At 64.5% G+C, this 18867-nt stretch carries 17 protein-coding genes; 7 read left to right on the plus strand and 10 right to left on the minus strand.

Annotation, left to right across the window (positions count from 1 at the left end):
* Positions 1–28: 28 nt before the first annotated feature.
* The 3 genes from HPA01S_RS17370 to HPA01S_RS17380 all read right to left on the minus strand — a co-directional run bounded on the left by HPA01S_RS17370 (position 29) and on the right by HPA01S_RS17380 (position 3259).
* Complete coding sequence (locus tag HPA01S_RS17370) at positions 29–949, minus strand: tripartite tricarboxylate transporter substrate binding protein (RefSeq protein ID WP_066272036.1); 921 nt, start codon at positions 947–949, stop codon at positions 29–31.
* Between the two features lie 90 nt (positions 950–1039).
* Positions 1040–2119, minus strand: a complete 1080-nt coding sequence (locus tag HPA01S_RS17375) for a porin (protein WP_169801550.1) — start codon at positions 2117–2119, stop codon at positions 1040–1042.
* 345 nt (positions 2120–2464) lie between these two features.
* On the minus strand, positions 2465–3259 hold the full coding sequence (locus HPA01S_RS17380) for a FadR/GntR family transcriptional regulator (RefSeq protein ID WP_066272038.1): 795 nt from the start codon (positions 3257–3259) through the stop codon (positions 2465–2467).
* Positions 3260–3509: 250 nt separating this feature from the next.
* On the opposite strand from HPA01S_RS17380, the gene HPA01S_RS17385 reads away from it, so the two are divergent.
* From HPA01S_RS17385 to HPA01S_RS17395, 3 genes are read left to right on the plus strand one after another with little or no spacing between them, the layout of a single operon-like run.
* Entirely contained in the window at positions 3510–4679 is a 1170-nt protein-coding gene (locus tag HPA01S_RS17385; RefSeq protein WP_066272039.1) for an acyl-CoA dehydrogenase family protein, read from the plus strand.
* 39 nt (positions 4680–4718) lie between these two features.
* A complete protein-coding gene (locus HPA01S_RS17390) occupies positions 4719–5645 on the plus strand; it encodes an NAD(P)-dependent oxidoreductase (protein ID WP_066272040.1) in 927 nt (308 codons plus the stop codon).
* Positions 5646–5675: 30 nt separating this feature from the next.
* On the plus strand, positions 5676–6251 hold the full coding sequence (locus tag HPA01S_RS17395; RefSeq protein ID WP_084360778.1) for a peroxiredoxin: 576 nt from the start codon (positions 5676–5678) through the stop codon (positions 6249–6251).
* Here the strand turns inward: HPA01S_RS17395 and HPA01S_RS17400 are convergent.
* The 6 genes from HPA01S_RS17400 to HPA01S_RS17425 are packed head-to-tail and all read right to left on the minus strand — an operon-like array spanning position 6188 to position 13200.
* Positions 6188–7387 (minus strand): CaiB/BaiF CoA transferase family protein, encoded by a 1200-nt coding sequence (locus HPA01S_RS17400; protein WP_066272041.1) that lies wholly within the window; start codon positions 7385–7387, stop codon positions 6188–6190. The two genes, HPA01S_RS17395 and HPA01S_RS17400, sit on opposite strands and share 64 nt — an antisense overlap.
* A 20-nt stretch (positions 7388–7407) precedes the next feature.
* Positions 7408–8190: an SDR family oxidoreductase gene (locus HPA01S_RS17405; protein ID WP_066272042.1), complete on the minus strand. Its 783-nt coding sequence runs from the start codon at positions 8188–8190 to the stop codon at positions 7408–7410.
* 10 nt (positions 8191–8200) lie between these two features.
* Entirely contained in the window at positions 8201–10165 is a 1965-nt protein-coding gene (locus tag HPA01S_RS17410) for an AMP-binding protein (RefSeq protein ID WP_066272043.1), read from the minus strand.
* A 2-nt stretch (positions 10166–10167) separates the two neighbouring features.
* Positions 10168–10992 (minus strand): IclR family transcriptional regulator, encoded by an 825-nt coding sequence (locus HPA01S_RS17415; RefSeq protein ID WP_066272044.1) that lies wholly within the window; start codon positions 10990–10992, stop codon positions 10168–10170.
* A gap of 1 nt (position 10993) precedes the next feature.
* On the minus strand, positions 10994–11986 hold the full coding sequence (locus tag HPA01S_RS17420; RefSeq protein WP_084360779.1) for an IclR family transcriptional regulator: 993 nt from the start codon (positions 11984–11986) through the stop codon (positions 10994–10996).
* Between the two features lie 20 nt (positions 11987–12006).
* Entirely contained in the window at positions 12007–13200 is a 1194-nt protein-coding gene (locus HPA01S_RS17425) for a CaiB/BaiF CoA transferase family protein (protein WP_084360780.1), read from the minus strand.
* A 256-nt stretch (positions 13201–13456) separates the two neighbouring features.
* Between HPA01S_RS17425 and HPA01S_RS17430 the strand changes: the two genes are divergently transcribed.
* The 3 genes from HPA01S_RS17430 to HPA01S_RS17440 all read left to right on the plus strand — a co-directional run bounded on the left by HPA01S_RS17430 (position 13457) and on the right by HPA01S_RS17440 (position 16575).
* The gene (locus HPA01S_RS17430) at positions 13457–14206 is read left to right on the plus strand and encodes a beta-ketoacyl-ACP reductase (protein WP_066272046.1); all 750 of its coding nucleotides are present in this window, start codon (positions 13457–13459) and stop codon (positions 14204–14206) included.
* A gap of 158 nt (positions 14207–14364) precedes the next feature.
* Positions 14365–15351, plus strand: a complete 987-nt coding sequence (locus tag HPA01S_RS17435; RefSeq protein ID WP_066272047.1) for a Bug family tripartite tricarboxylate transporter substrate binding protein — start codon at positions 14365–14367, stop codon at positions 15349–15351.
* 66 nt (positions 15352–15417) lie between these two features.
* Positions 15418–16575 (plus strand): acyl-CoA dehydrogenase family protein, encoded by a 1158-nt coding sequence (locus tag HPA01S_RS17440; protein ID WP_281193148.1) that lies wholly within the window; start codon positions 15418–15420, stop codon positions 16573–16575.
* 60 nt (positions 16576–16635) lie between these two features.
* On the opposite strand, the gene HPA01S_RS17445 is transcribed toward HPA01S_RS17440, so the two are convergent.
* Complete coding sequence (locus HPA01S_RS17445) at positions 16636–17790, minus strand: acyl-CoA dehydrogenase family protein (RefSeq protein ID WP_066272064.1); 1155 nt, start codon at positions 17788–17790, stop codon at positions 16636–16638.
* 274 nt (positions 17791–18064) lie between these two features.
* Between HPA01S_RS17445 and HPA01S_RS17450 the strand changes: the two genes are divergently transcribed.
* Complete coding sequence (locus HPA01S_RS17450; protein WP_066272049.1) at positions 18065–18814, plus strand: electron transfer flavoprotein subunit beta/FixA family protein; 750 nt, start codon at positions 18065–18067, stop codon at positions 18812–18814.
* Positions 18815–18867: the final 53 nt, after the last annotated feature.

The following is an 18867-nucleotide window of genomic DNA, read 5'->3' on the forward strand; positions in this document are numbered from 1 at the left end:
GCTCCCGCAGGGCGGTGGCGCGGACCTGTTACTCGGCCGTAATCCGGTACTTGGCGATCATGCTCTTGAAGTTCTGGAGATCATCGCGAACCAGAGTGGCGAACTGCGTGGCGGTGCCGACGATAGGTGTCATCCCTGCCTGGGTCAGTCGCGCGCGGACCTTGGGTTGCTGCATCGCGTGATTCACTTGGGCGGAGATGCGCGCGGAGATGTCGGCTGGCGTTCCGGCCGGGGCAAAGATGCCCCACCAGTTCGGACTGACCGAAATGCCGATCTCGGCGAAAGACGGTATATCCGGCAGGTCGGGATGTCGTTGAGGCGCGGCGACGGCGAGGCCGCGGATTCTCCCGCTGGACACGTTGGCTCGGAAGGTGCCCGGCGTAATCACGGTGGCCATCAGGGTGCTGCCCAGAACGTCGGTCAGCGCAGGTGCCTCACCCCTGTAGGACACGGGGAGCAGGTCGATGCCTCCTTTGTCCGCCATCAAGGCACTGTAGATGTGGCTGACCGACCCTTTGCCCGTGATACCGAACGACAACCCGCCGGGATTCGCCTGGCCGTAGCGGACAAAATCCGCCCAGGAATTGATACCCCATTGGCTGCCCACCACCAGTACCGTGCAACCATCGGCCACGTGGGCCAGCGGAACGAATGCCCGGATGGGATCGAAACTGGCCTGCGGGTTGAGCGCTGGATAAATGACGAAGTTCTGGTTCGTCAGCAGCAGTGTGTAGCCATCGGGCGCCGCCTTGGCTACATGCTGAGTGGCAATCAGGTTTGCCGCGCCTGGCTTGTTCTCCACGATCACGGGACGGCCAAAGCCCTCGGTCATGCTGTCCGCGACCGCCCGCGCAATCCCGTCGCCAATGCCACCGGCGGAGTACGGCACGACCAGCGTTATCGGTCGTTCGGGAAACTGGTTGGCCGCCCCGCGCTGCGGCACAGCCATGGCGCGGCCGGCACGGCGGCGAGCGCACCCAGCCTCGTCAGCGCGCGGCGTCGGGTGACTGCGGGCTGGCGCAGGTCTGGGGCCACGTTCTCAGAAATCATGGCGGATGCCGATGTCGAAGCCATTGGTGCTGCCTCCTGGAACAGTGGTGGGTCGGCCATTGTGGTACAGGGCGGCCGTGCCCTTGTTGTTGATGCGCGCCAAGGTGGTGTACACCAGGGTGCGGCGGCTGAGCGTGTGGACATAGCCCACCGCCATCAGGCTGCCGTCACGGTTGCCTGCGGCCGCGTTCTGGTTCGCGGAAGCGAGGCCAAACTTCACTTCCCCAGTGTCACTAACCTTGATTTTGGTGCCCAGGCTCCACGCAGTGGAACGAGCGGAGACCGCAGCCTGGATGCGTTCCTGGAAGACGCCTCCCATGAGGGTGACTGCGCCGATGACGTAGTTGGCTGCGATACCGCTTTGCACGTAGTCGCCGGTGGCGAGTGTGGTGCGGCCATAGCCCACGTACACGTTCAGGGGAGCCACCGAGTAGCCGGCCCTGAACCCCACGTAGCGGCCATCCTTGGCGGTGCCGCCCGGCGCGTTCGAGGGGTTTTCGCCCAGGCCATAGGCCGCGCGCGCATTGAACCCGCCCAGGCCCGACGGTGTCAGGTACATGATCTGGTTCGAGGCGCGCACCGAGGTCGGCACGGTGTTGGCGGTGCCCAGGCCCAGAAGCATCGACAGGGCGGAGCCAGAACCGATATTTCCGAAGACATCGCCTTGCGGTCGCACCAGGTAGGAGGCCGTGAAATCGCGACCCAGCCGCAGTTCACCTGGGCTTCCCATGAGACTGATCGTGGAAGCGCGGTTGAACGCGATGCCCTGGCCACTGGACCCGTTGCGCTGGTTGTTGGTGTTGGAGGGGACGCCGGTGCCGTCATCCGCGTTGTAGGCGAGTTCCAGAAGGAACCCGACCTTGAGGCCGCCCCCCAGATCCTCGACGCCTCTGAAGCCCAGGCGGGACGGGTAGTTGGCACCCGAACCCGTGACCCGTGAAACGCTCCCGTTACCCTCACCCTTCAAATTCTGATACGACGTGTCCATCGTGCCGAAGATCGACACGGACGACTGCGCCGAAGCCGTTCCGCATGCAGCGAGCGCTGCCAATGCCAATACCTTTTTCATCTCTTTTGTCTCCGTTCTGTTGTGGACCTTCAACCGCGGCGCGTATGGCGTGCGGCTGGATCGAGATACTCTGCACCTGGTCTTGCGGAGTCGATATTCGGGTGCACCATGTTCCGTGCATTGCAATCGGCGCGCTACATCCATGCGCAGGCGCCAAAGGACGCAACATCGGCGCGCGAGGGAGCGGACGGTCAGTGGGGAAGTGGGTCGCGATGCGGGGTGGCTTCCGGACATGGCTCATCTGGCTGCGAGCGCTAACCGGAATGCGCAGGCCAGCATGCGCTGGCAGGGAGGTTCGGGGCGGGAGAGGGCTCCTGCGCGTGAGACAGGCCCCCCAAACCCCTTTCAGGCCGCGGCTGTGGCGGCTTTGCGGGATTTCTTGACGGGGGCGCTGCTGGCTTTGCCGGGCTTTTTGTTGGCGGCGCCGGCCTGCCGGTTGAGCAGGATGTGTGCATGCACCGAGTTCAGGTGCGATGCCAGCTCCTTGGTGGCCTTGGCGGTATCGCGTGCGCGGTAGTGCTTCATGAATCGACGCCGGTGCTCGATCATATTGGGATACGGCGTCGGGGTCAGATTCTGGATTAGTTGGTAGAAAGAACTGGTCATGGCATCGACCGTGGCCATCAGGACCTGGTTCTTGGAGCCGCGCGCGAGGATCGAATAGAAATCGATGATTAGCTTGACCCGCTTCTCGTAGCCCACGTCCAGCCGGATGGCTTCGGTGGTTTTTTCGATGTTGGCTTCGAGCTCTGCGTAATCCGCTTCCGTGGCCCTTGCGCACCCGAGTTCGATGGCATCGATCATGACGAGCACGCGCGCTTCCGTGAGCGCGTCCAACGACACCGATCCCACCCGGACCATGTCGGAGTATGCGTTGCGCACAAACTTCTCATTGTTCCTGGCGATGAAGGAGCCTCCCGCACCGCCCTTGCGCAGCTCGATCAGGCCGGCGTATTCAAGGGCACGCAAGGCTTCGCGCAAGACACCTCGGCTCACCCGCAGCTTGACGCACAGCTCCCTCTCGGGCGGCAGTTTGTCGCCGGCCTTGAGTTCGCCCGAGGCCAGAAGATCGCGGATCTGCGCGCCGACATGCTCGAACGTCCGAGGTGCATGGATGGTCGAAAACTCTATGGTGCTCATGATGTTCGATGAGTGCGGAATCAGGGTTGGCAGGGTGCAGGCGCTGCACGGCGATCGGTCCTCATTCTAGGGCCGCTCGCTGCGCGGCAGCGGCGCCTGACCCGACCGCGCGGCACCACAGTGACAACGTGTCGCGCCCTGCGTGCGGGCGTTCCTAAGTGTTTCCCCTAGATGCTGTTGGGTTTTCTCATGATGTATGATGGTCGGACCATCATACCTACATCTCAACATTTCACAAGGAGAAGCACCCATGGTTGATTTCGCGATTTCCACCGAAGACCGGATGATTCAGGACACGGTCCGAAAATTCGTCGACAAGGAGCTCATTCCGCGCGAGCGCGAGTACATCCAGCGCGACATCAAGGGCGAGAGCGGCTTCCTGCCGCTGAGCGAGCTGCGCCAGCTGCAGCGCCTGGGCAAGGAGGCTGGCATCTGGGGGATCGATTGCCCCGAGACCTATGGCGGCCTGAACCTCAGCCCATTCACGCAGGCACTGATCAACGAAGAACTCGGGCGCACCTTCATCAAGTTTCGCTTTGGCGGCACGGCACCGAGCGTCCTGTATCTCGTGAACGACGAACAGAAGAAGGAGTACCTGCTCCCGTACATCGCCGGCGAGCGGCAGGGCGCCTTCGCGCTGAGCGAGCCCGGTGGAGGATCGGATGCGCGCAGGCCACGCACCACAGCTGTGAAGCAAGGGGACGAGTGGGTCATCAACGGCGAGAAGACCTGGATCTCTCTCGCCACGGACGCGGACTTCGCCGTCGTCTTCGCCACCACGCGGGCGGAGGACGGCACCGAGGGGGTATCGGCATTCCTGGTCGATCGCAGCCTGGGCTGGACGGCGACGCCGATCGCCAACATGGGTTTTGACGGCACCTCATCGCTTCACTTCAACAATGTCCGGGTGCCCGCCCGCTACCTGATCGGCGAAGTGAACAAGGCCTTCAATCTGGCCATGCTGTTCATCTACCGCAACCGCGGCTACAACCTCGCGCCCAAGAACGTGGGCGCGGCCACCCGCTTGCTGGCCATGGCGCTGGAGCATGCCGAGAACCGCACCACCTTCGGCAAGAAGCTGGCCGAGCGGGAGAACATCCAGTTCATGATCACGGAGTCCGAAGTGGAGCTGCGCGCCGCGCGCCTGCTCGCATGGCACGCGGCCTGGCAGGCGAGCGAGCAGCAGGATTTCCGCTACGCCGCGTGCGCGGCCAAGTACTACGCGGCCCAGATGTCCAACCGGGTGGTCGACCGCGTGATGCAGATCCATGGCGCGATGGGGTTCGCCAAGGAAACGGGGATCGAACGTTGGTACCGGGATCTGCGCGTCGAACGCATCTACGAAGGCAGCGATGAAATCAACCTCGCCTGGATGTGGAAGGACCTGCAGAGCCGTCGCACGGAAATCGGCCAGATGTGACCGCCAACATTACACGATCACCTCCAACCGGCGCAAGGCATGAAAAGCACGATTCGCACGGTCGCCTTCATCGGCGTGGGCAACATGGGCGCACGAATGGCGCGGCGCGTGGCCGAGCATGGCTTCGAGCTCACGGTCTGCGACAGCAGCGCCGACGCGGTTAACAGCTTCGCGGCGCAAGGTGCCCGGATCGCTGAAAGGCCGCGGGATTGCGTGGACTGCGACGCCATCGTGTTGCTTGTCGGGAACGACGAGCAACTCCTGGAGGTGGCGCTGGGCCGCGATGGGCTGCGCCAGCGGATGGGGTCGGGCGCGCACGCGCCCCTCGTCGTGGTGATGAGCACCGTCATGCCCGCGACGGTCCGCGCCGTTCGGGACGCGCTGGAGCCGCTGGGCGCGCGCGTGGTCGATGCGCCGGTGAGCGGTGGCCTGCTCGGGGCACAGGAGGGCACGCTCTCCTTCATTTTGGGCGGACGTGCCGAAGAGGTGGCAGCGCTGACACCCCTGCTCAAGGCCATGGGGCGCTCGGTTTTTCACTGTGGCGATGTCGGTGCGGGGCAGGCCGCCAAGATCATCAACAACATGATCGGCATCACCAACCTGTACTTGGTGCCCGAGGCATGCCAACTGGCCCACCTGCATGGCATCCCACTCGACAAGCTCAATGCCGTGCTCGAGGAGAGCTCCGGTCGCAACTTCCTTTCGCGGGACTTCTCGCTCGCCCGCGAGCACTACGCGGCCTGGGCCGACACGGAAGAGAAGTTCGACGCACTCGCCCAGATCATCGGCAAGGACTTGGGCCTTGCCTTGCGCCTGGCCCAGGAAGCGCAGCTGAATCTTCCCTTGCTCAATGGCGTGTCCGGCGCGCTGGCCGATGTCACGTCAGAGGTATTCGATCGGTGGCAACTGCTGATCCGTGAAGCATCACGGTTGGCGGCCGCACCGGACAAGCAACGCACCCCTTGACTATTCTTTTTGTTGATTGGAACCCGCATCATGATCCGCATCGGAGACACTCTTCCCGACCTGACGCTGTACGAATTCCTGGAAATGGAGGGCGAGGGCTGCAGCATCGGCCCGGGCCCCGTTCCCGTCGCGCAGGCGGCCTCTGGCAAGGTGATTGCCTTGTTCGCATTGCCGGGCGCTTTTACCCAGACCTGCTCGGACCGGCATTTGCCGGGCTATCTGCAGGCGTTTGACGCCTTCAGGAAGGCGGGCGTGGACGAAATCTGGTGTGTCAGCGTCAACGACGCTTTCGTCATGGGGGCCTGGGGCCGTGCGCAGGGCACCGCGTCTAAAGTGCGCATGCTGGCCGACGGCAACGGCGACTTCGCCAAGGCGATGGGCCTGGCGGTGGATCTGACCGCGCGCGGCATGGGTGTGCGCAGCGCAAGGTACTCCATGCTGGTGAAGGACGGCAAGGTGGCGGCGCTGAACGTGGACAGCCCCGGTCGGTTCGAGGTGAGCGACGCGCAGACGCTTCTGGCACAAGCCGAGGCTTGTACCGGTTATCCGGCGGCAGTACGCACGATGGCATCGCTTCGCAATGAGGCGATTTCATCGGCGCCGTAGCCCAGCTCGGTGAGAATCTCGTCGGTGTGCTCACCCAGCAGCGGCGCGCGCACGCGAATGGTGGCCGCCGTGCGCGAGAGTTCCGCCGGCGGTGCGATCAGAGGCACCGGCGCCTCCAGGCCCGGAAACGCCATCGGCCGGAATGCCTTCGTGGCCAGGATGTCTGGATCGTGGAGGGCTTCGCGCGGCGAGTGCACAGGTCCGGCCGGAATGCGGGCCTGTTCCAGGGTGGAAAGCGCTTGGGCGACGGTGCGCTCGGCGCACCAGGCGGCCATGATCGCGCTGAGCGCCTGGCCATTGTCGCCACGCGATTGATCGTCGCGAAAGCGCGGGTCTTGCGCCAGCGATGGTTGGCCCACCAGCGATGCCCATCGCTGGAACAGGCCCGCGCCGATGACCTGCGTGATGATCCAGCCATCGCGGGTCCGGAAAACGTCGGACGGACCCGCGAGCGGGCTCCGGTTTCCCGTGGGCAGCCTGCCGAGGCCCAGCACGGCCTCTTCGACCAGGGTGCCGCTGGCGATGTTCAAAGCGGTGCGCATCAGCGACGCATCCACCATCTGTCCGAGGCCACTCGATTGCCGCTCGTATAGCGCCGCTACCGTGCCCAGCGCGCATGCCAGGCCGGTGGCGTAGTCCACATAGGACACCATGGCTTTCGTGGGCCAGTCCACGGTCCCGGACATGTAGATGCCACCGCTCATGGCCTGCGCAATGCCATCGAAGCCAACGCGGTGACTGCTTTCGCCGTCCTGTCCGAACGCCGATGCCGCCGTGAGGATGACGTCGCTCTTGAGCGTGGCCACGCTGGCATAGTCCAGACCGAGTTGCCGCAGGGCTGGCAGCGGCATGCTGACGACGACGACATCCGCGCTTTTCACCAGGCGTTCAACGACTTGCCGGCCCCGGGGCGTGCCGATGTCCAGGCCTAGTGAACGTTTGTTCCGGTTGAGTTGCAGAAACAACGCACCGTCGCCCGAGGGCGTGACCGGCATCAGGAAACGATCGTCGCCACCCGCGGGCGGTTCGACGCGAACGACATCGGCACCGAAGTCGGCCAGGATCGCTGAACAATACGGACCCGCGATGTATCGACCGAAGTCGATCACGCGAATGCCTGAGAGGACGTTCGGCATGGCGATGGGATGTCGGTTGATCAGGTGATGGACCTTCGGGAAGTGTGTCCACCGTCCACGGTGAAGATCGCCCCCGACGTGTAGCTGGAGCAGTCTGATGCAAGAAACACGAAGAGTTCGGCGACTTCCTGCACGTTGGCAGGCCGCCCGAGCGGGTAGTTCACCAGCATCTGCGCGTTGCGATCTTCATCGGAACTGCCCGGCTTCGCCCGGTCCTTGAAAAGTTTCCAGATGCGCTCGGTGGCCACCAGGCCGGGGTTGACGCCAATCACGCGAATGCCGTCTCCGATGCTTTTCCCGCCGATGCAACGGGTGAATGCCATGAGGGCGGCATTGCCGGTGCAGCCGGCAACGTAGTCGAAGTCGGGATTCTCGCCACCGCTTCCGATGTTGTTCAGGATGACACCCGAGCCCCTGGCCTTCATCAGTGGATAGATTTCCCGCACGAGGTCGATGTAGCCGAAGACCTTCAACTGCCATCCCGCGCGCCAGCGGTCCTCGGTGACGCTCCAGAGGTCGCCACCCGGAATGCTGCCGGCGTTGTTGACCAGCACGTCTGCATCGCCACCGAAGGCAGCGACCCGCTGGATGGCACCGGGCTCGCTCATGTCGATCGGAAGAATCTCGGCCTGCATGCCATGCGACGCGGACACGGCTTGCGCAACGCGCCCGAGCTTGGCTTCGTTGCGTGCGACGAGCTTGAGCCGGCAGCCTTCTCGCGCGAAGGCCATGGCCAGGCCCTCTCCGATGCCCTGCGAGGCGCCGGTGATCAGCACCGTGCGGTTCTTCAAACCCAATTCCATCACGTTCTCCTCAATCAATAGATTCGTTGGCGGCGTCGCGAATGCCGTCTAATGCCGCCGGGTTGGCCAGAGCCGTCAGGTCGCCCAGGGGGTTGCCGCAGTACGCGCTTCGGATCAGGCGGCGCATCGTCTTGGCGGTGCGGGTCTTCGGCAATTCCTGCACCACGTGCACCCGCGCCGGGCGGAAGGCCTTGCCGAGACGTTCGGCCACCCGAGCCTGCACGCCGAGCGACAGCTCAGCGTCGGTGGCGCCCTTCGCGGCGTTGGCCACCACGAAAACCACCAGCTTCTCTCCCTTTAACGGATCGGCCACCCCGATCGCGGCGGCGTCGTCGACGCCGGGCATCTCGAGCATCACCGCTTCCACCTCGGCCGGTCCCACCCGCTTTCCAGCGAGCTTGAGCGTGTCGTCGGACCGGCCCAGCATGAAGAACGAACCATTCGCGTGGCGCTGCGCGAGGTCACCGTGAACCCAGATGCCAGGGATCGCGCTCCAGTAGGTTTGCAGGTACCGCTCATCGTCTTCCCAGAAGGAGCGCGTCATCCCCACGAAGGGCCGACGCACCACGAGTTCACCCGCGCGCTCCATGACGGCGTTGCCCTGCGCATCCACCACATCGACCTCGATGCCGGGCGAGCGGGAATTGAACCCACCGGGGGTGATCGGTTTGACGACGACGCTCGCCAGCAGTGCGCCCGACACCTCGGTGCCGCCGGTGTAGTTGATCACCGGGCAGGTGCCGTCGCCAAAATGCTGTTGAAACCAGTCGAAGTGCTCGGGATCGATGGTTTCGCCCGCCGTGATCAGCAGCTTCAGTGAAGACAGGTCTCCCGCCAGCGACAAGGGCGCATGGGACGCGAGTCCGCGGATGAGCGTGGGCGACGAACCGTAGTGGGTGACGCGGTGACGCGCCACCACCCGGGACATGCGCGACCAATCGGGGAAGTCCGGCGCCCCGTCGTAGCAGACCAGCGTGGCCCCCCGGATCAGTGCGCTGGTCATCACCAGGGTGCCTGCGATCCAGCCCATGTCGGCGGGCCAGCAGAACACGTCGCCCGGCCCCGTGTCGAAATGCACGGCCGCATCGTGGGCGATCTTCAGCGGAAAGCCGCCGTGGGTGTGCACCGCGCCCTTGGGCTTGCCCGTGGTGCCCGAGGTGTAGATGACCATGAAGGGGTCGTCCGGGGCCATGCTCTCGGGCTCACGCAGGGGCCGAGCATTGCGCGCGACCTCGTCCCAGTCGTGCTGCGCAGATCCGGTCGAGGGTGTCGCGTGGGGTCCCTTCCAGAGGGTGAAGGCGAAGGCCTCCAGGTCCGCGGTCGCCGCCCGCACCGCTGCCGTCTTGTCGATCCACTGGCCGCGCCGGTGGAACCCGGTGGTGCTGATCAGTCCACGCGCCTTGCAACCCGCGAGCCGGGAGCCGATGGCCTCGGCGCCAAAGCCGCTGAAGAGCGGAACCACGATCGCGCCCAGCCAGGACAGGGCGAGCACGGCGACGCAGGCCTCGATACCGCTTTCCATCAGAAGCCCCACACGATCCCCGCGGGCCACGCCCAGGCCGCGCAGTCCTGCCGCGAAGGTGGCCACCTGCCGCAGCAGTCCTGCGCGGTCGATCGACTCCGTCGTGCCGTTCTCGCGCTCGGCGATCACGGCGAGGCAGGAGCCGCCTTGGTCGCGGTCGGCCCATGCAAAGACGGAACTCACCCAGTTCAGGCGCCGGCCTGGAAACCAGTTGGGAAACGGTGCACCGCGCGCCTCGTCCAGGTAGATGGCGCCGGGCCGCTCCCAGACGATGTCACAGTACCGCAGTACCACTTCCCAATAATCGCCGGGACGTTCGACCGACAGGGCGTACAGCTCGTCGAAGCTGGCCGTGTCCATCAGCCGCATGATCTGTGCGGCATGGGATCGGTCGAGATCCCGGGCGCGTGGCTCCCAGCAGGACGGCGCACCCGTTGGATGCGTCGATGGCATGTTCAGGTCTCTCCCGGTTCGTGTTTGGCGGCTCCGCCCAGACCCTGGCAGGCTTGCTTTAACGCGGCCGCGGCCTCGATGAGCGCCCGCGCGAGAACCTGCCGAATGTGAGTGAGATCGGGGGCCACCGACACGGCGCCGAAGCTCAGCCCCATGACGGTGGACGCCGCACCGATCTCCACCACGGTGGCGACGCCGAATGCGTCGCGCTGGTATTCCCCCAGCGCGGTGCAGTAGTGCCCGGACTGGAACTCCTGGAACGCGCGCGCCAGAGCCATGTCAAGGGCCTTGGCATCTGCCGCCCGCGACAGGAGGTTGCGGGTGTAGCGCTCGCGCGTGTCCAGGTCTTGCGCGCTCAGCCAGGCGCGCCCGATCGAGGTGAGTCCTATCGGCACCATGCTGCCGATTCCGTGTCGCAGCGTGGCGCTGCGACAGCTGTTGCAGCACTGCAGGTACAGCATGTCCAACTGGTTCGGAATGGCAAGCGCCACCGAGACGTCATGCGCATCGGCGAACGCCTGCATGATCGGTCGCGCGGCCTGCTCCAAGGGGCTGGCGCAGAGGAAGGCCTGTCCCAGCAGATGGCTTTTGCGGCCGATCTGGAAGCGAAGCTGGTCGGCCGAGCGGTCAAGGTAACCCATCGCCACCAGCGAATGCGTGATGCGCGACACGGATGCTTTGGAGAACCCCGTGCGCAGTGCCAACTCGGCATTGGACAGCGGTTTCGAATCGGCGCGAAAGGCGACCAGCAGCTTCAGGGCCCGTTCCAGGGTCTGCGTTGCCTCCGGTGCTTCGCCGTGCTCCCTTTGACCACCACGAGCCTGCATTTCAGTGGGCCTCGGGACAGGCGGCTGAGCCGAGCTGGAGGATGTCCGCCACCGCTTTCAGCCGCGGCCCAACGGTTTCACTCAGGTGGGCGCGCGTGAGCGAGGCCTTCGGGCCGGCGCATGCCAGTGCCATGGCCGGCCCATGCGCGATCTGCAATGGCGCAGCCACGACAGCGATGTCGGACGCCCATTCACCGATGGAGATGCAGAAGCCGTGCTGCTCGACCTCCCGCGTCGAGCGGGTCAAACGGCTCAGGAGAAAGGGCCAATGCCGTTGCTCGCGGTCTCGCAGATGCGACATGAGGTAGGTGCGTTCACGCTCGGGTAGGCCCGCCAGAAGTGCCCATCCGATGGGGCAGGAGGAGATGGGCAGGCGGGACTTGGCACTCAGGCCCAGCGTCAAGGCGGTGGTGGCGCCATGGCAATTCACCTGCATGACCAGATCCAGCAGGTCTCGGCTGACGAGCGAGACGAAAGTCTGCGTGCTGTCGGCCAACTGCTGCAACTGCGCCCGCGCGAAGCCTGCGGCTTCGCAACTCCCCACCGCGCTGTAGCCCAGGGCCAGGACCGCGGGCGCGAGGCCGTACTTGCGCAGGCCCGGACGGTACTCCAGGTAGCCCAGCGCTGCCAGCGCACGGGTGAGGCGTGGTACCGTGGCCTTGGGAATGCCAGTAATCGCCGCCAGTTCTTCGTTGCCGAGCCATTGCACCGCGCCGATGAAAGCTTCGAGGATCGAGAAGCCACGGCACACCGGCTCGATGAGGCGCCCTGTATCGTTCGACAAGAATGCCGGGGTGTCGTCGCGCGGCCGCATTACCAGTCGGACGGCAGGAGCCGAGGCCCGTTTAATGGCCGGTCGGCGGGGCGCTGCATCGGATGTTGCCCGGCATTGGCCTTCTATCATGGTGTAGCGCTGCGCGCGCTCTTTCCATGCAACGGGATTCGCGTCGGAGGTTCCGGTCAGCGGACCCAACCAGGACATGTGTTCGAGCATGGCGTTCACCGTGGTGCCATTCAAGCCCGGGCGCGCCGAGGCCCGGTTACGGTGTCGTCCGGCGACGCCGGGGCGGCCGCCAGTTCTTTGAGCACCGTGTCGGTGTCTTCGCCCAGTTGTGCCAGTCTGGCACGCGCTTGCACCCGTGCGGCCGAGAGCTTGTAGGGTGCGTTGACTACGCGAAAGGAACCACCGGCGCAGCTCAGCGTCTGCAGCGTGCCGCGCGAGAGAGTGTGGACGTCGTCCATCGCCTGCGCGACGGTCTTGTATCGTGAGACTGGAACCCCGGCGGCCATCAATGCGTCCTCGCATTCGGCCGCGGTGCGCAGGCGCGTCCAGGCTTCCACTTCCGCGTACAGGGCCGGTCGGTTGTTCACCTTGGCTGACGCGGTTGCGAAACGCGGATCGGTCTTCAACTCCGGCCGGCCGATTACGTCGAACAGCGCCGTTCCGTTGCGTTCGGTGACAGCCGCGACCATGACGTACCCGTCGCTGGCTTTGACGGGTTCGAAGCCAACATAAGGAAAGGCGGTCGGCGTCTGGGCCTCCTGCCCCTCCCGCACCAGCATGGCGAGAACGGCATCGAACAGCGCGACATCTACGTGCTGGCCCAAGCCTGTGCGTTCGCGGTCGAAAAGTGCCAGGTGGATGGCGCTGGCGGCATGGATGCCCGCCAGCACGTCAGCAAGCATGATTCCGCTGGTCGCGGGCCGCTGCACGGCCTGGAAGCGCATGCTGGCATCGTCATAGCCGCAGGCGGCGTGAATGACAGGCGCATAGGCCGGCACGCCCGATTTCGGGCCTTGTTGTCCATAGCCGGAAATCGAGCAGTAGATCAATCGCGGATTGGCAGCCCTGAGTTTCTCGTGGCCCAGACCAAGCCGCTCCATGACACCGGGGCGGAAGTTCTCGACGACTACATCGGCCGTGGCGGCCAGTTGCTGCGCCGCCAGCTTGTCCTCCGGGCGGGCCAGGTCGAGAACGATGCTGCGCTTGCCGCAATTGAGCGCACCAAAGTAGGTGCTGAAGTTGCCCAACAGAGGTTCCTGCTGGCGCATGACGTCGCCACCCGGTGGCTCCACTTTGATGACATCCGCACCGGCGTCCGCTAGGGCTCGCGTGCACAGGGGCCCCGACATGACAAAAGTGAAGTCCAGCACGCGGATGTTTTTGAGTGCGTCGTGCTGTGCTGGCGGCGATGAGGTGACGGGCATTCGATGGGGCTCCAGGTTCAGGTTTGCATGGCGTGCGCCCGAAAGCCCTGGGGGCTGTTCATGTTGGCGTATGGTGCGATGGTAATACCAACATCCCAATCATCGAGGCATTTTCCAACTAGGTACTTTCCCGAGCCCACGACGGCGCTCGATTTCCTAGGGCAACTACTTATATTTTTTCTGTCCGATGGTAATACCATCGGAGTTACGAATGTGAAGACTCTTGCCTTTTCATGGCTCTTTCAGAAAGGAATGCATGGACCTCGGTATCGAAGGAAAAACGGCCATCGTGACCGGCTCGGCCCGGGGACTGGGCCGGGCCATCGCACGCCGCCTCGCGCTGGAGGGCGCGCATGTGGTCATCAGCGACATCGATGAGGCGAAGGCAAACGAGACGGCCAGCGAACTCAAGGCGATGGGACTGTCAGCTCACCCCGTCGTGACCGACGTCACCCGAGCCGCCGATGTGCAGCACCTTGTCGACGAGACCATCGGCATCTTCGGCGGTGTCCACATTCTGGTAAACAACGCTGGCATCCCGCGAGATCGGTATCTGGTGGAGATGACCGAGGACGACTGGGACGTCGTGATGAATGTGAACCTAAAGGGCGCCTTCCTGATGGCTCGCGCGGTCATGCCCAGGATGATCGAGCAGCGATGGGGGCGCGTGATCCAGATCAGTTCGCGCGCCCACTTCGGCAACCCCACCCAAGCCAACTATGCAGCGGCCAAGGCAGGCCTCATTGGTATGTCGAAGGCACTTGCTCAGGAAGAGGGGCGTTACGGCGTGACCGTGAATTGCGTGGCGCCGGGCTTCATGCAGACAGAAATGGTCGAGGCCCTGCCGACCTACGAGGCCATCCGCGACAAGGCCGTGCGGTTGCAACCGCTCAAGCGGGTGGGCCAACCCGACGACGTGGCCCATGCCGTGAGCTTTCTCGCGTCGGAATGTGCCAGTTTCATCAGCGGGGAGGTGCTGCATGTCACCGGCGGCCGCTTCGGTTGAGGGGCGTCGCGCCCCGCCCCGGGAGACGCCCCTAAAAACCCCCGGCCGGGGCCGACATGGCCACCACCGAAACACCAAAACCCATCGATACAGCGCTCACTTCGGGCAGCACTGAACGCGGTCCGATGCCCTTTCAACCACCACATCCTGGAGCACCTATGAATCTCTTTTCGCTTGCATCTCGCCGCCTGCGCGCGGCCGCCTGGCTGGCCTCGGGGCTGGCTCTCGCGGGCTTGCACGCAACCGGCGCCGCCGCGGAGTACCCCGCCAAGCCCATCTCGGTCGTCGTGCCGCTTGCTCCGGGCGGGATGGGGGACGCCATGGCGCGGATCGTCGCGGAAGCCCTGCAGCCCATGGGTCAGCCCATCGTCGTCGAATTCAAACCGGGTGCCTCGACGATGATCGCGACCCAGTACGTAGCCAGGGCGCCCGCCGACGGCTACACCCTGCTGCTGACGTACACCCCTTTCATCATGAATCCCTTGCTGTACCCGAAGCCCCGGTACGACGCGATCAAGAGCTTCGTGCCGGTCGCGCAACTAACGAACAACGAGGTGGTCTTCATCGCCAGTGCGGGCACGGGCATCGAGTCGTGGGCCGACTACGTGAAGTACGCGAAGTCCGGCCCGGGGGCACTCTCCTTCGGCACCACCGGCAGCGGCTCGCTCACGCACGTCTACAGCAAGATCCTCGAGGAACACCTGGGCGTCACCCTGCTGGGCGTGCCCTACAAGGGCGAGACGCCCACGATCAACGACATCATGGGTGGCAGCCTCGCGTCGACGACCATTTCCAAGGGCACGTACCGCTCTCTCGTCTCGCTGGGCAAGTTCCGAGCCGTGGCGGTGGCCGGTGACCAGCGCATGCCGGATGCACCGAACATCCCGACGCTCAAGGAACTGGGTGTTCCCTCGCTCATGAGCTGGTTCGGCGTGTTCGCGCCCGCAGGCACGCCGCCGGACGTGGTGGCCAAGCTGGTCACCCACCTCAACCGGGCGCTGCGCGACCCGGCCGTGAAGGCCCGCATCGACAAACTCGGTGCCAGCACGGTCGAGAGCTCCTCGGAATTGTTCACCCAGAAGCTGGAGCAGGAAAACCGCTTCTGGAAAGAGGCCGTGACCAAGTACCGCATCACGGCCGATTGAGCGGCATGAGGCCCGCCGCATTCTTCCTCTCCCATCCTAGAACCTGATTCCATTATCGATCTTTCCCTGACCCAAGAGCAGCGGCTCATCCGCGATACCGTCCAGACCTTCGTCAACAAGGAACTGATCCCGCGCGAGCGGCTGATGATTCGGCGCGAAATCGCCGGCGGCAGCGGCATCACCCAACCCGAAGACGCCCGCGAACTGCAGGCCCTGGCGCGGGAAGCGGGTCTGTGGGGCATCGACTGTCCCGAGGAGCATGGAGGCCTGAATTTGGACCCCATCTCGCAAGCCATCGTGTTCGAGGAGTTGGGAAAGTCCTTCATCAAATTCCTGCTTCCGGGCAGCGTGCCCAATGTGTTGTACCTCGTGAACGACGAGCAGAAGAAGGAATACCTCCTTCCGACGTTACGCGGTGAGCGGCAGAGCTGTTTCGCCTTGAGCGAACCCGGGGTAGGGTCGGATGCGAGGAATCTGCGGACGACAGCCGTCAAGAATGGGGGCGACTGGGTGATCAACGGCGAGAAGACATGGATCACTTGGGGTATGGACGCCGACTTCGCGCTGGTTTTCGCGCGCACGCGGGATGAGGCTGGCGTCGATGGTGTGACCGCATTCCTGGTCGATCGTTCGTGCGGCTGGACGGCCACGCCCGTGCGCAACATGGGCCATGGCGACACCTCTTCGCTGTACTTCGACAACGTTCGCGTATCCGACCGAAACAGGGTGGGCGAGATCAACAAAGGCTTCTCCCTGGCGATGCGCTTCGTGTACCGCAATCGCGGCTGGATGCTCGGCGCTCGGAACGTGGGTGCGGCTCAGCGTCTGCTCGGCATGGCGCTAGACCACGCGGAGAATCGAACCACCTTCGGTAAGAAACTGGCCGATCGGGAAAACATCCAGTTCATGATCACCGAGTCCGAGGTCGAGTTGCGCGCGTCCAAACTCATGGTCTGGCATTGTGCGTGGCAGGGTGCCAATGAGATCGACTACCGCTACGCCGCCTGTGCGGCCAAACTGTATACCGCCCGCATGGTCAACAACGTGGTGGACCGGGTCATGCAGATCCACGGCGCGATGGGCTTTGCCAAGGAAACAGGCATCGAGCGCTGGTACCGGGATCTGCGGGTGCAGCGGATCTTCGAGGGCAGCGACGAGATGCAGCTCACGCGCATGTTCAGCGACCTGCGCGAGTCTCGTATGGTCCCAGGCCAGCTTCACTGATGCCCGTCCGGCCCGCGGCGCGCCGACGACCGCGGGCCTATGCGCGAGGGCGATTCGCCTTCAGGCGCGTTCGGCTCGGATCATGTTACGCGCGATGACCAATTGCTGAATCTGCGACGTGCCTTCGTAAATGCGGAACAGCCGCACGTCGCGGTAGAAGCGCTCAATGCCGTGGTCGCTCACGTAGCCCGAGCCACCAAAGATCTGCACCGCCCGGTCCGCGACGCGGCCACACATTTCCGAGGCGAATAGCTTGGCACACGACGCCTCGGTGCTCACGTCGAGTCCTTCGTCGCGCCGGCGCGCGGCATCGATCACCATGCTGCGCGCAGCGTAGATCTCGGCTTTGCTGTCGGCGAGCATTGCCTGGATCAGCTGGAACTCGGCGATGGGCTTGCCGAACTGCTGCCGTTCCAGTGCATAACGCAAGGCCTCATCCAGCATGCGCCCGGCCACCGCGACGCAGATCGCCGCGATGTGGATGCGACCCTTGTCCAGCACCTTCATGGCGGTCTTGAAGCCCTGGCCTTCGACGCCCCCGATGAGGTTGGCGACGGGAATGCGGCAGTTGTTGAAGATCACGTCGCAGGTGTGGGCGCCCCGCTGCCCCATCTTGCGGTCGCGCTTGCCCAGGGTGATGCCCGGGGTTGCGGCCTCCACGATGAAGGCGGAGATGCCAGCGGCGCCCTTCGGTTCGGAACCGGTCCGCGCCAGCAAGGTGAAGATGCCCGCCTGCGCCGCGTTGGTGATGAAACGCTTGGTACCGTTGACGACGTAGTGGTCGCCATCGCACACGGCACGAGTACGAAGCGAAACCGCGTCAGAGCCGGCATCCGGTTCGGTCAGCGCGAACGCTGCGATGAGTTCGCCCGTGGCCAGCCGGGGAAGGTACTTGCGTTTCTGCTCTTCGGTGCCGTCGAGCAGGATGCCCTGCGAACCGATGCCCAGCGTTGTGCCGATCAGCGAGCGGAACGCGGGCGACGCCCGGCCCAGCTCAAGCATGGCCAACACCTCTTCTTCCATCGTCAATTCAAACCCACCATAGGCTTGGGGAATCGTGAGGCCGAACAGGCCTGTCGCCTTCATCTCGTGGACGATGTCCGCGGGGATCTCGTCGGTCTCGGCAACCACTTCTTCGTTGGGGATGAGCCTTTCGCGAACGAACCGGGCGATGGTGCTCAGGAGGATGCTCAGGGTTTCGGAATCTTGGATCATGGAAAGGAAAGAACGCGTGTTGGGCGGGAAACCCATCGTCCATGCATGCCTTGGGTTTTTCAAGTCATGGGTCACCGATGTTGCGTGCTGCGCAGCAGCAGGTGTTCTCACCCAGCCTGTCGACGCGTGGATCCCGGTCGCCGATTGCACAGCACGGAACAGGCTGGCGCGATCCGTTGCCCTGGGCCCCCCATGCGCGCATCCTTGATGGCATGGCAGAAAACGAGCACGGCTTGTGCATCCTTCGTGCCGACTTACTACAGGAAACATACCGATGAAAGTGATGGTGCCCGTCAAGCGGGTGGTGGACTCCAACGTCAAAGTCCGGGTCAAGTCCGACGGCACGGGTGTGGATCTCGTGAATGTGAAGATGAGCATGAACCCGTTCGACGAGATCGCCATGGAAGAAGCAGTGCGGCTGAGGGAGCGGGGCGTGGCCACGGAAGTGATCGCGGTTTCCTGCGGTACCGCCGCATGTCTGGAGACGCTGCGCACCGCTATGGCGATCGGGGCAGACCGGGGCATCCTCGTGCTGACCAATGAGGATTTGCAACCCCTGGCCGTGGCCAAGCTGCTGAAGGCCTTGCTGGACAAGGAGCAGCCACAGATCGTGGTCATGGGAAAGCAGGCGGTTGACGATGACTGCAACCAGACCGGGCAGATGCTCGCCGCCCTCGCCGGACTGGCACAGGCCACCTTTGCCTCGAAGCTGGAGGTGGCCGATGGCCGGGCGACGGTGACCCGCGAGGTCGACTCCGGGCTGGAGACGATCTCCGTTGCGCTGCCAGCTGTCGTCACTGTCGACTTGCGCCTGAACGAGCCGCGCTATGTGACGCTGCCCAACATCATGAAGGCGAAGAAGAAGCCGATCGACACGTTGACGCCCGAAGACCTCGGTGTGGACGCGCGCCCCCGCCTCACGGTCGTGGCCATGAAGGAGCCTCCGAGCCGCAGTGCCGGCATCCGCGTGCCGGATGTCGCGGCGCTGGTCGCCCGGCTCAGGGACGAAGCCAAACTTATCTGACGGCGCGCCCCACCCGTTGCGGCCACGCCCATGCGGCCGGCGCGCCGGCCATG

The organism is Hydrogenophaga palleronii NBRC 102513 (genome assembly GCF_001571225.1).
GTDB classification, from domain to species: domain Bacteria; phylum Pseudomonadota; class Gammaproteobacteria; order Burkholderiales; family Burkholderiaceae_C; genus Hydrogenophaga; species Hydrogenophaga palleronii.